Source organism: Mesoflavibacter zeaxanthinifaciens DSM 18436, from assembly GCF_000422365.1.
Classification (GTDB): Bacteria; Bacteroidota; Bacteroidia; order Flavobacteriales; family Flavobacteriaceae; genus Mesoflavibacter; species Mesoflavibacter zeaxanthinifaciens.
The window spans coordinates 120928-133425 of record NZ_AULQ01000009.1; the positions used below are offsets into that span (position 1 = coordinate 120928).

Consider the following 12498-nt stretch of genomic DNA (forward strand, 5'->3'; position numbering starts at 1 on the left):
TTCATATCTTGTAGTTGGTTATGGAAACACTTTTAAACTACTTTGAGGCTATACCGTCAACACACAGAAGTGCGTTGTTAATTGGAGGTATTACGCTATTTTGGATATTAGAAGGTATGTTGCCACTTTTTAATTTTAAATACAAAAAATGGAAGCATGCATTGCCTAATCTATTCTTTACATTTACAACGGTTATTATCAATTTTACATTAGCAGGATTATTAATTTTTACTTCCTTTTGGGTGAAAGAAAATAACTTTGGGATTATTAATTGGCTACCAGAAATGCCTTTATGGTTATATGCGCTATTAGGAGTTTTATTTTTAGACTTTTTTGGAGCTTACTTAGCACATTATGTAGAGCATAAAGTAAAACCACTTTGGATGGTACACCTTGTACATCATTCTGATCATAATGTAGATACAACTACAGCAAATAGACATCATCCAATAGAAAGTATTATAAGATTTGCATTTACACTTGCAGGTGTGTTTATAGTTGGTACGCCAATAGCAATTGTGTTTTTGTATCAGTCAATGTCACTTGTTGCTACGCAGTTTACACATGCTAATATCAAAATGTCTAAGCGTGTAGATAAATTAATTAGTTACGTGTTTATTTCACCAGATATGCACAAAATTCACCATCATTATAAATTACCATATACAGATTCTAACTACGGTAATATTTTTTCTATTTGGGATAGACTTTTTGGTACTTATATGTACATGAACAGAGAAGATATTGTTTATGGTGTAGATACTTTTCCTAATGAAAAAGAAAATGGTAGTCTAATTCATCTTTTAAAACAACCTTTTCATAAATATAGAAATCCTACAACAGATTAGTTTTGTATAAATTTCAATCATTTTATTGTTTTGTTGATTTTATCCTAATAAATTAAATAAAACATTACATTTTTATCTGTTTTGTATTGAATTTCACGCATAAATTATTGATTATCAGTTAAATTGGTTATTGGTCGAGTATTTTATGCTTTTTGGCTAATTTCTTGTAAATTTAATATTGATACCAACTTAGTAAGTTTTTTTCGATATACATTTGACTTCCCTTAGCAATTGATTTTTAGCATTACGTTAAAAATATAAAGATGAAATACCTACAAAAAACATTACTATTCGCAGCTTTATTTGCGCTGACTTTTTCTGTAACTGCGCAAGAAAAATTTACGCTTATTCATAAAAATAAAAATAGCTCTGCTTTAGGTTTAAAACATGATTTAAACAAAGTAGGAGATACTATTTTGATGACAAGTGATAAATCAATTCTAAGAGTAAGCTTTTTAAGTCATGCTCAAAAAGAGACCGTTATGGTAGATTTAGATAATAAAAGCGCTATAATACCATTGCACCACTTAGCAAAAGGAAGGTATACTATTGCTGTGTATAGAGAAGACATGATTATTGCTTTTGATATTGTAAGGCAAAAAGAAATTTTAGCTGTAGACAATTCTGTTACAGATTTAGAAGAAAGTATCTTGCGATCTAGCTTATCTCAAGAAGAACAAGAAAAAAGATTCATAAAGCCTTTATCAAAAAGCACTAATAAAGATACGCGTTTAGCAAGTAGTAATAATATAAATACTAAAAATCAGCTATCAGATAAAGAAATTTCTGAACGTGATAGAATAAAAAAAGAAAGAGAAGCGCTTTTAGAAAAAGAAAGAGCAATAGCTAAAGCAAATCTTATAAAATTACAAGAAGAAAGAGCTGCAAAACAAAAGAAAGAAGAAGTAGCAATAGCAGAAGCTAAAAAAGAAGAAGAATTAGCAAAGCAAATAGCTTTAAAACATCAAGAAGAATTAAAGCTAGCTGAAGAGAACCGAAAAAAGCTAAAAGAAGAAGCTGAAAAGAGAAGAGTTGCAGAAGCAAGACAAAAAGAAGAAGAAGCAAAAAGAGCAGAAATAGAAGCATCTAAAAGAGTAATGTTAGCTCAGTTAGAAAAAAATAAAAAAGATAAAGCTAATTCTGAAAAAGAATTAGCTAGCAATACAGTAAAACCTAAAAAAGTAAAATATAATTTGACTCTTGTTAATGATAAATCTGTAGATGTTCAAACTAGGGAAGAGTATCGTAAAGAAAACTTAAGGCCAAACGGTAAACCTTATAACGATTAATTATAAATTAAATATGTTTTTCGTTTTGTCAAATAATCTTCTAAGCCACTTTGCCAAGTGGCTTTTATTTTGTCTTCAGTCCAACCTGCTTTAATTTGTTCTTGTAGTTTGTTAGTTCCTGCTAACTTGTCTATAAAATTATTTTTTAAGAAAAAGCTTTCTTTGTTTGTAGTTGTATTATAAGCGTTTATAATAAAGCTTAAATCTATTTTGTCAAGTCTTTTGAGGTCTCTTAAATCGTAACCGTTACAAACCTTATTTTCATGCTTTGGGTATTTTGCGCCATCATTAGATTTTGGTATAAAAGTAAAGTTGGTTTTAGGTAAATCTGGTGATCCATAAATTTGAAATTGCATATCTGTACCACGACCAGCGCTAACATTAGTACCTTCAAAAAAACACAAACTAGGATAAAGATTAATTGCTTTTGCGTTTGGTAGGTTTGGAGATGGTTTGACAGGTAAATCATACTCTAAATTACGAGTGTAATTATCCATAGGTATAACTGTTAAGTCACATGTAATGTTGTTATTTAACCAACCTTCTCCGTTTACCATTTTAGCATATTCGCCAATAGTTAATCCGTGTACAATAGGTACAGGATGCATACCAACAAAACTTTTATATTCTGGATCTAAAATAGGACCATCAACATAATGACCATTTGGGTTTGGTCGATCTAAAACAATCACTTTTATATTGTTTTCAGCACAAGCCTCCATAACATAGTGTAATGTAGAAATATAAGTGTAAAAACGAGCACCAACATCTTGTATGTCAAAAACAATAATATCAATGTCTTTTAATTGATTTGCGGTTGGCTTTTTGTTATTACCGTATAAAGAAATAATAGGTAAACCAGTTTTGGTATCAATACCGTCCTTAACAACTTCACCAGCATCTGCTTGACCTCTAAAACCATGTTCTGGCGCAAAAACAGTCGTCACATTTACACTCATGTAATCTTTAAGGTAATCGACTAAATGTTGTGTTACTTTTTTACTTCCCATTGTACTTTCATCTACAACTGCGCGTTGTAAAAAAGTGATTTCAGAAGTTTGATTAGCAACAATTCCAACACGTTTCCCTTTTAATAACGGTAAATATAAATTAGTTTTATTAACTCCAAGTACTAAGGGTTTAGATGTCTCAGTTGTTGTGCCAGCTTCAGTTTTAATAACTGTTTTTTCTACGTGAGTTAAACTTTTTTTTGTTTGATTACCACAGGCAAATAGTGTTAAAACAAATAATAAAACTGTATTTTTACACCAATTAAAAGAAAATATCATATTGAATCTCGAGTTTTTTATAGCTAAACGCATTATTGATAGTAAGGCGTATAAAAGTAGTATTTCGGCGCCAATTATAAAAATAGGAATTTTAGCCATAATCCTAGGTATGATTGTAATGTTAATTGCTATTGCTACTGGTATTGGCTTACAAAAAAAGATTAGAGAAAAAGTAGTTGCTTTTGAAGGTCATGCAGTTATAGAAAGATATGATAATAATAATTCTCAAGAAAGTCAGAACCCAATAACGACAGAGCAAGATTTTTACCCAAAATTTTCAGCAGTTCCAGAAGTAACACATATACAAGCAACAGCAACAAAATCAGGAATAATCAGATTAGAAGACGATTTTGAATATGTTGTTTTAAAAGGTGTTGGTAAAGATTACGACTGGCAATATTTTGAAGAGTTTTTAGTAGAAGGAAAGCTTCCAGATTTTCCTAAAGAAAAATGGAATGACCAAATTCTAATTTCAGAATATTTAGCCAATAGATTACAGTTTAAAGTAGGAGATAAATTCAATACCTATTTCTTAAAAGAAGATACCTCAAGACCGCCAAACATTGTAACGTTTCAAATCGTAGGTATATACAATTCAGGATTAAAAGAATTTGATCAATTGTATGTTTTAGGTGATATTACACATATACAAAGACTAAATAAATGGGACAATAATCAAGTAGGACGTTTTGAGGTGTTTATCAAAGATTTTGACCAATTAGAAACTACCGGAAACGCAATAAGAGAAGAAGTACCAACCTTACTCAACGCAGTAACTGTAGACCAAATGCATCCTGTAATTTTCGAGTGGATTTCCATTTTCGATAAAAACACATACGCTATTATAGGTATCATGATCTTGGTAGCAGGAATAAATATGATTACCGCATTGCTAGTACTAATTTTAGAACGCACACAAATGATAGGCATTTTAAAAGCATTAGGAAGTAGTAACTTAAGCATCCGAAAAATATTTTTATACAACGCAACCTATTTAATTATAAAAGGGTTATTTTGGGGGAATTTAATAGGTATTAGCCTATTGTTAATTCAAAAATATTTTGGTTTAATTCCGCTTGATCCAAAAACATATTACGTCTCTACAGTTCCAATTTATTTCAATATCGGGTACATTATCGCACTTAACATCGGTACGTTTGTATTATGCTTACTCATGTTAATTATCCCATCGGTAATAGTGTCAAAAATTTCACCGGTAAAAGCCATTCGTTTCGAGTAAATTTCAAATTTTTTTGGGCGTTACCACAAGGGTCGCGCTATCCGTTACTAGTTTTGGCTCGATGCGCGCCTCGCCAAAAGCTAACCACTACTATCGCTAACGCGGGTAAACACTATTGGTCGTTTTTTTAAATCAACGTAAAGACTATTCGTTTAATTCTAAAACAATTCCGTACTTTTGCAACCGCAAAAAATAACAAATGAACTACGCAAACAACATATTAGAAACCATAGGTAATACACCGTTAGTAAAAATAAATAAGCTAACCGAAGCGCTACCATGTTTAGTCCTTTCAAAATACGAAACCTTTAATCCAGGTAACTCTGTAAAAGATCGTATGGCGCTTAAAATGATAGAAGATGCAGAAGCAGACGGACGCTTAAAACCAGGCGGAACTATTATAGAAGGTACTTCTGGTAATACAGGTATGGGATTAGCATTAGCTGCTATTGTAAAAGGATACAAATGTATTTTTGTAATGGCAGATAAGCAAAGTAAAGAAAAGGTAGATATCTTAAAAGCTGTAGGTGCAGAAGTTGTAGTTTGCCCAACTGCGGTAGAACCAGACGATCCACGTTCTTATTATTCTGTATCAAAACGATTAAGTACAGAGATAGAAAACAGTTGGTACGTTAACCAATATGATAATCCAAGTAATGCAAAAGCACATTACGAAAGTACAGGACCAGAAATCTGGCAACAAACCGAAGGTAAAGTAACACACTTTGTGGTTGGTGTTGGTACTGGCGGAACCATTTCTGGAGTTGGAAAATATTTAAAAGAACAAAATCCAAATGTTAAAGTTTGGGGAGTAGATACCTACGGAAGTGTATTTAAAAAATATCACGAAACAGGAATCTTTGATGAAAACGAAATTTACCCTTACGTAACAGAAGGTATTGGTGAAGATATTTTACCAGAAAATGTAGATTTTAGTATCATCGATGGATTTACAAAAGTAACCGATAAAGATGCAGCAGTTTATACACAAAGACTAGCCAAAGAAGAAGGTATGTTTTTAGGTAATAGTGCAGGAGCTGCAATAAAAGGTGTGTTACAATTAAAAGAACATTTTAAACCAGAAGATGTAGTTGTAGTTTTATTTCATGATCACGGAAGTAGATACGTTGGTAAAATGTTTAATGACGATTGGATGCGCGAAAAAGGTTATATTGAATAGTACCATTCCTGCGAAAGCAGAAATCTCTTAAAATAAAAATTATCCTAGGTCATTTAGACTAAAAGGAGAAATAACAATAACATAGTTGCGAATGAGATATCTCTTTTTCGTTCGATATGATAAAAAAACTCACAGCTAACCACTGTGAGTTTTTTTATGAAATATTTTAAGTGTTGACAATTAATTCAATACTTAAAATAAATTCGTATTTTCAAAGCATGCAAGAAGACTTTTTACACTACCTCTGGAAATACAAAAAGTTTGAGTCAACTAATCTTCAAACTACTAATGGTGAAGCAGTATCTATCAAAAGTTTAGGGACACATAACCATAATGCTGGACCAGATTTTTTTAATGCACAAATAACAATAGGTGATCAACTTTGGGCAGGAAATGTAGAAATCCATATAAAATCTAGCGACTGGTTTGTACATAACCATGAGGTAGATTTAAACTATGATAATGTTATTTTACATGTAGTTTGGCAACATGATACAGATGTGTTTAGAAAAGATAATACAGCCATACCTGCTTTAGAGCTTAAAAAGTACGTGCATTTATCTGCATTAAATAATTATCAAAAATTATTTAATAGTAAATCTACTTGGATTAATTGCGAAAATGAAATAAATCAAATATCAGATTTTATATTTAACAACTGGTTAGAACGGTTGTTTTTTGAGCGTTTAGAGCAAAAAGCAAAGGTTATTAATGTTGTTTTAGAACAATCTAAAAATAATTGGGAAGCAGTATTATTTAAACTTTTAGCTAAAAATTTTGGTCTAAAAATTAACGGAGAAGCCTTTTTAAGTGTAGCTAATAGTTTTGATTTTTCGGTAGTGATGAAGCAGCAAAACAGTCTTCAAAATTTAGAAGCTTTATTTTTTGGACAAGCAGGTTTGTTAGAAAAAGATGTACAAGACGCTTACTTTTTAAAGTTGAAGAAAGATTATATGTTTTTATCTCAAAAGTTTGGGTTAAAAAATAGTAATGTGCTACCAATGCAGTTTTTTAGGTTGCGTCCACCTAATTTTCCGACAATTCGTTGGTCGCAATTAGCTAATTTGTATGCACAGCACAAAAATTTATTTTCAAAAATTATAGACTGTAAAACTAAAGAAGATATTTATGATATTTTTAAAGTAAGCACTTCAGAATATTGGGATACGCATTATACATTTGGAAAAGTTTCAAAAAAAGTCAGCAAAAAAATCAGTACTTCTTTTATAGATTTACTTATCATAAATACGATTGTTCCGCTTAAATTTTGCTACGCGAAACAACAAGGAATAGATATAGATGAAAAGTTGACACAATTATTATCTCAAGTTTCAGCAGAAAAAAATAGTATTATCGATAAATTTGATTCGTTAAATGTAAAAGCAACTTCAGCATTACAAAGTCAAGCATTACTTCAGCTTAAAAATGAATATTGTAATAAAAATAAATGTTTACAATGCGCAGTGGGTAATACTTTATTAACCACTTAACTTATATTACAATCATAAGTAATTGTTAAAAATAAATATAGAAACAAAGCTTAAAATTAATTAACTTGCGGTATGCAAATATCTTACAAGCCATTATTATATTTTCAAAAAAGAGGTTATCATGTTTGTCAACGTATCGCAGACCGATTAGGTATTCGCGCTAAGGTAGTACGAACTAGTTTTATGTACTTAGCTTTTGTAACTCTAGGTTTTGGGTTTGCATTGTATTTATTCTTAGCGTTTTGGATGCGCGTAAAAGATCTTATTTATACCAAAAGGACTTCAGTCTTTGACCTATAAAAAATTATGACTAACCCAATTATTCAGCTTTTTAGATCAAAAGTTTATACAGCAGTTTTACTATTAGTAATATTATTAATAGTTGGTGTTTTAGGGTTTAAATTCATGTCAGATTATAGTTGGGTAGATGCAATGTACATGACGGTAATTACCATTACCACCGTTGGTTTTGGAGAAGTACAACCTTTAGATGATGTATCAAAAATATTCACAATGTTTTTAATTTTAACAAGTGTGATTATTGTTGGATATGCTATTACTGTTATTACCGAATATATTTTAAGCCGAAATAATATTGAAGAATTAAAACAAAAGAAAATGCAGAAAAAAATTGATGCACTGTCTAATCATATTATTATTTGTGGTTATGGACGAAATGGAAAACAAGCTGCAACTAAATTGCTAGCTTACAATAAACCTTTTGTTATTATAGAAAAAGATAAAGACATAATAGACAAGTTTCAAGACGAAAATATGTCATTTATTTTAGGTAATGCTAATGAAGATGAGGTTTTGCATCAAGCAGGGATAGACCGTGCTAGTACGTTAATATCAGCACTGCCAAACGATGCCGATAATTTATTTGTAGTACTATCAGCTAGACAAATAAAAAAAGACTTACATATAATTAGTCGTGCATCTCAAGAAACATCTTATGAAAAATTAAAATTGGCAGGAGCTAACAATGTAATCTTACCAGACAGAATAGGAGGAGACCATATGGCGTCTTTAGTTGTGGTACCAGATTTAATAGAGTTTATAGATAATCTTGCTATTGTTGGAGAAACAAACATCAATATAGAAGAAATTAAAGCAGAAAAGCTTTATGATGTATCAAAACAAGCAAGAACAATAAAAGATTTAGATCTGCGTCACAAAACAGGTTGTACAGTAATAGGTTACAAAGGTGAGCATGGAGAGTATATTGTTAACCCAGAAGCAGACCAAAAGTTAATGCCAAACTCAAAAATAATAGTACTAGGAAGACCAGAACAAATCAACAAATTAAACACACTATACAAGCTAGATTAACTACTGATTTAACAGCATATGTTTTAAAAATTCATCATTTTTTTGCATATTGCTAACTTTAACTAAACTTATAACTAACAATTTAAAATAATTATGAAGAAATATCTTCTTTCAATTTTTACTTTGATTATACCAATAATCACATTTGCACAAGATAGTACTGCAGAAAAATTTGACGCTGTATTTAAAAAATATACAGGCTGGTTTGTAGAAGGCATATTTGCAGAAATACCTTTTACAGATGATATTCAAATTCCGTGGGTTTTATTTGTGCTAGTTGGAGGAGCATTATTCTTTACTATATATTTCAAATTTATCAATATTACTGGGTTTAAAACAGCAGTAAAAGTTGTTCAAGGTAAATACGAAGACATCGAAAAACATGGAGTTGATAAGCTTTACGGGGATCAAACACCAGGAGGAAATGTTTTTGAAACAATAAAAGATGATGGGGCAGATGGAGAAGTATCTCACTTCCAAGCATTAACAGCAGCATTGTCTGCTACAGTAGGATTAGGTAATATTGCAGGTGTAGCAGTAGCCTTATCTATAGGTGGACCAGGAGCAACGTTTTGGATGATTGTGGCAGGTCTTTTAGGGATGGCTTCAAAATTTGCAGAATGTACATTAGGTGTAAAGTATAGAGACGTAGGAGAAGACGGAACTGTTTACGGTGGACCAATGTATTATTTATCTAAAGGTTTAAAAGAAAAAGGAGCTGGAGGAGTTGGTAAAGTATTAGCAGCAATTTTTGCAATTTTTGTTATCGGTGGATCTTTTGGAGGCGGTAATATGTTTCAGGCTAACCAAGCAGCAGCACAGTTTACAAAATTATTTGGTTTAACTGGTGATAATGCAGGTATGTACTTTGGTATAGTAATGGCTGCATTAGTGGCAGTTGTTATTATTGGAGGAATTAAACGTATTGCCTCTGTTACAGAAAAAGTTGTACCATTTATGGCTGGTATTTATGTGTTAGCAGCATTAATAATTTTATTTGCCAACTTCACTTTAATAGATGATGCTTTTGCTTTAATCTTTGAAGGTGCATTTTCTGGATTAGGAATAGCAGGTGGTTTAATTGGTGTTATGATACAAGGTGTACGTCGTGGTGCATTTTCTAATGAAGCTGGAGTTGGTTCTGCAGCAATTGCACACTCGGCTGTACGTACAAAATATCCTGCAAGTGAAGGTATCGTTGCTTTATTAGAACCTTTTGTAGATACAGTAGTAATTTGTACAATGACAGCTTTAGTAATTATCATTACAAACTTTGGAGGCGATTCTTCTGCTATTAGTGGTACATTTATGCAATATGGTGTAGAGGTAAAAGAAGGTGTAGAGATTACAGCAACAGCATTTGATACGGTAATTCCTCACTTCTCGATTGTACTTACAATTGCGGTAATTTTATTTGCCTTTAGTACGATGATTTCTTGGTCTTATTATGGTATGCAAGGTTGGGCTTATCTTTTTGGAAAAGGAAAAGTAACAGATTTAATCTATAAAATCTTATTTTTATTCTTTGTAGTTGTAGGTGCATCTATAAGTTTAGGAGCAGTAATAGACTTTTCTGATGCAATGATTTTTGCAATGGTAGTACCAAATATTATTGGTGTAGTTATGCTATCACCATTAATTAGAAAAGAACTTAAAAAATACATGAATGCTATCAATAAAAAGGAAGACGCTTTAGAAGATGGAGCAACAGACTTGGTAGACGAAATGTAAAAAAATATATTAAAATGAATATCAAATCCCATTTCACGTTTTCTAATCAACAACGAAATGGGATTTTTTTATTGTTACTTCTTATTATAATTATTCAGTTGTTTATTCATTTTGGTTCTGAATATGTCTTTAAAACTGAAGTTGTTTCTACACAAAACAATAAGGAGTTAATTGCTTTTATCAATCAAATTGACTCATTAAAACAGGTTGAAGTTGAAAACCGTAAACCTAAAATTTATCCTTTTAATCCAAATTTTATAACTGATTATAAAGGTTACACTTTAGGAATGTCTCAAGATGAAATTAATAGGCTTTTAGAGTTTAGGAAACAGGATCAATGGATTAATACCACAACACAATTTCAAAAAGTAACTAAAGTTTCAGATTCTTTATTAAATCAAATTTCTCCCTATTTTAAATTTCCAGATTGGGTCACTAATCCAAAACCAAAAAAATATACGCAAAACTTTTCCGCGAAAGCGAAAGAAAAAACTTCAGAGCAAAAAATAGACATTAACATAGCAACCGCAAGTCAGCTTCAAAAAGTTTATGGTGTTGGAGAAGCACTTTCTGCAAGAATAATAAAGTACAGAACTAAAATAAATGGGTTTTATGATTTGATAGAGCTTACAGAAGTTTATGGTTTTTCGACAGAAGTTATAGAAAATATCAAGCTTGATTTTGAGGTTAAAACTCCAAGAAAAATAAATAAAATTTCTCTCAACAAAGCAACAAGAGATCAGTTAGTGACGATTAAATATATTGATTACGAAGTGGCTTACAATATTATAGAACAAAGAACATTGCGCGATGGTTTTTCTAGCTTAGAAGATTTGAAAAAAGTTAAAGGTTTTCCGCTTAAAAAATTTGATATAATTAAGTTATCTTTACAGCTCAATTAAAAAAACTAACAAGCTATGGAGAGTATGTACTTCACTGAAGAGCATCAATTATTTAGAAACAGTTTACGCGATTTTTTACAAAAAGAAGTTGTTCCACATATCGAAAAATGGGAAAAAACAGGAACTATAGAGCGATTTATCTGGAATAAATTTGGCGAAATGGGCTTTTTAGGGATTAGTTATCCTGAAAAGTACGGCGGATTAGATTTAGATATTTTCTATATGATTATCCTTTTAGAAGAGTTACAACGTATAAACTCAGCAGGCTTTGCAGCAGCTATTTGGGCGCACGCTTACCTAGCTATGACACACCTTAATGCAGAAGGAAGCGAAGCAATTAAAGAAAAATATCTATCTGGAAGTATTGCTGGAGATATGATTGGTTGTTTATGTATTACAGAACCTTTTGGCGGAAGTGATGTAGCAGGAATGAGAACAACAGCTATAAAAAAAGGAGATAATTATGTTATTAACGGTTCTAAAACCTTTATTACTAATGGAATTTACAGTGATTATTTGATTGTTGCGGCAAAAACAAATCCTGAATTAGGTAATAAAGGTATTAGCATATTTTTAATAGACAGAGATACACCAGGTGTATCTGCTACCAAGTTAGATAAATTAGGTTGGAGAGCATCAGATACTGGAGAGATTGCGTTTGATAATGTAACCATTCCTGCATCAAATTTAATGGGTGAAGAAAATAAAGGCTTCCCATACATTATGCAGCACTTTGCATTAGAGCGTTTAATTATGGGTGTAAATGCACATGCAAGAACACAGTATGCTTTAGAGTATACGTTAGAATACATGTCAAACCGTGAAGCATTTGGTAAGACAATAGATAGATTTCAAGCATTAAGACATAAAATTGCGGATCATTATACAGAATTAGAATTATGTAAGACGTTTAATTACAATATTGCTTTTAGATTAGATAAAGGAGAATATGTAGTTAAAGAAGCAACAATGTCTAAATTAAAATCCACTAAAGTTGCAGACGATGCTATTTATGATTGTTTACAGTTTTTAGGTGGTTATGGTTATATGGAAGAATATCCTTTAGCAAGATTGTTCCGTGATAGTCGTTTAGGACCAATTGGAGGTGGAACGTCTGAAATATTAAGAGAAATAATAGCTAAAATGGTTATAGACGGTAAAGACTATAAACCAGCTACAAAGTAAAAATAGCCTATC

11 protein-coding genes are annotated in these 12498 nt (G+C 31.3%); 10 read left to right on the forward strand and 1 reads right to left on the reverse strand.

The window, feature by feature from the left end:
* Positions 1–20 precede the first annotated feature (20 nt).
* Both H574_RS0109935 and H574_RS0109940 read left to right on the forward strand, forming a co-directional pair.
* Positions 21–848, forward strand: a complete 828-nt coding sequence (locus H574_RS0109935) for a sterol desaturase family protein (RefSeq protein WP_027880436.1) — start codon at positions 21–23, stop codon at positions 846–848.
* 263 nt (positions 849–1111) lie between these two features.
* Entirely contained in the window at positions 1112–2137 is a 1026-nt protein-coding gene (locus H574_RS0109940; RefSeq protein ID WP_027880437.1) for a hypothetical protein, read from the forward strand.
* On the opposite strand, the gene H574_RS0109945 is transcribed toward H574_RS0109940, so the two are convergent.
* A complete protein-coding gene (locus tag H574_RS0109945) occupies positions 2134–3426 on the reverse strand; it encodes an exo-beta-N-acetylmuramidase NamZ family protein (protein ID WP_027880438.1) in 1293 nt (430 codons plus the stop codon). The two genes, H574_RS0109940 and H574_RS0109945, sit on opposite strands and share 4 nt — an antisense overlap.
* 1 nt (position 3427) lies before the next feature.
* Here H574_RS0109945 and H574_RS0109950 point away from each other — a divergent pair, with 1 nt between their 5' ends.
* From H574_RS0109950 to H574_RS0109985, 8 genes are all read left to right on the forward strand, one after another.
* Positions 3428–4666 (forward strand): ABC transporter permease, encoded by a 1239-nt coding sequence (locus H574_RS0109950; protein WP_027880439.1) that lies wholly within the window; start codon positions 3428–3430, stop codon positions 4664–4666.
* 199 nt (positions 4667–4865) lie between these two features.
* Positions 4866–5846 carry a PLP-dependent cysteine synthase family protein gene (locus tag H574_RS0109955; RefSeq protein WP_027880440.1) on the forward strand — a complete coding sequence of 327 codons (981 nt, stop codon included), beginning with the start codon at positions 4866–4868 and terminating at the stop codon, positions 5844–5846.
* Positions 5847–6064: 218 nt separating this feature from the next.
* Positions 6065–7336, forward strand: coding sequence for a DUF2851 family protein (locus H574_RS0109960; protein WP_027880441.1), 1272 nt, complete (start codon positions 6065–6067; stop codon positions 7334–7336).
* A 72-nt stretch (positions 7337–7408) separates the two neighbouring features.
* The gene (locus H574_RS0109965) at positions 7409–7636 is read left to right on the forward strand and encodes a PspC domain-containing protein (protein ID WP_027880442.1); all 228 of its coding nucleotides are present in this window, start codon (positions 7409–7411) and stop codon (positions 7634–7636) included.
* 6 nt (positions 7637–7642) lie between these two features.
* The gene (locus tag H574_RS0109970) at positions 7643–8668 is read left to right on the forward strand and encodes a potassium channel family protein (RefSeq protein WP_027880443.1); all 1026 of its coding nucleotides are present in this window, start codon (positions 7643–7645) and stop codon (positions 8666–8668) included.
* A 93-nt stretch (positions 8669–8761) separates the two neighbouring features.
* The gene (locus H574_RS0109975; RefSeq protein ID WP_027880444.1) at positions 8762–10399 is read left to right on the forward strand and encodes an alanine/glycine:cation symporter family protein; all 1638 of its coding nucleotides are present in this window, start codon (positions 8762–8764) and stop codon (positions 10397–10399) included.
* Between the two features lie 14 nt (positions 10400–10413).
* Positions 10414–11301: a ComEA family DNA-binding protein gene (locus H574_RS0109980; protein WP_027880445.1), complete on the forward strand. Its 888-nt coding sequence runs from the start codon at positions 10414–10416 to the stop codon at positions 11299–11301.
* Positions 11302–11316: 15 nt separating this feature from the next.
* Positions 11317–12486, forward strand: a complete 1170-nt coding sequence (locus H574_RS0109985; protein ID WP_027880446.1) for an acyl-CoA dehydrogenase family protein — start codon at positions 11317–11319, stop codon at positions 12484–12486.
* Positions 12487–12498 lie beyond the last annotated feature (12 nt).

Bases quoted from the DNA above. Each gene is read 5' to 3' on its own strand.
- H574_RS0109970 (WP_027880443.1), top strand. From the start codon at position 7,643: ATGACTAACCCAATTATTCAGCTTTTTAGATCAAAAGTTTATACAGCA.
- H574_RS0109955 (WP_027880440.1), top strand. From the start codon at position 4,866: ATGAACTACGCAAACAACATATTAGAAACCATAGGTAATACACCGTTA.
- H574_RS0109940 (WP_027880437.1), top strand. From the start codon at position 1,112: ATGAAATACCTACAAAAAACATTACTATTCGCAGCTTTATTTGCGCTG.
- H574_RS0109975 (WP_027880444.1), top strand. From the start codon at position 8,762: ATGAAGAAATATCTTCTTTCAATTTTTACTTTGATTATACCAATAATC.
- H574_RS0109980 (WP_027880445.1), top strand. From the start codon at position 10,414: ATGAATATCAAATCCCATTTCACGTTTTCTAATCAACAACGAAATGGG.
- H574_RS0109960 (WP_027880441.1), top strand. From the start codon at position 6,065: ATGCAAGAAGACTTTTTACACTACCTCTGGAAATACAAAAAGTTTGAG.
- H574_RS0109945 (WP_027880438.1), bottom strand. From the start codon at position 3,426: ATGATATTTTCTTTTAATTGGTGTAAAAATACAGTTTTATTATTTGTT.
- H574_RS0109965 (WP_027880442.1), top strand. From the start codon at position 7,409: ATGCAAATATCTTACAAGCCATTATTATATTTTCAAAAAAGAGGTTAT.
- H574_RS0109935 (WP_027880436.1), top strand. From the start codon at position 21: ATGGAAACACTTTTAAACTACTTTGAGGCTATACCGTCAACACACAGA.
- H574_RS0109985 (WP_027880446.1), top strand. From the start codon at position 11,317: ATGGAGAGTATGTACTTCACTGAAGAGCATCAATTATTTAGAAACAGT.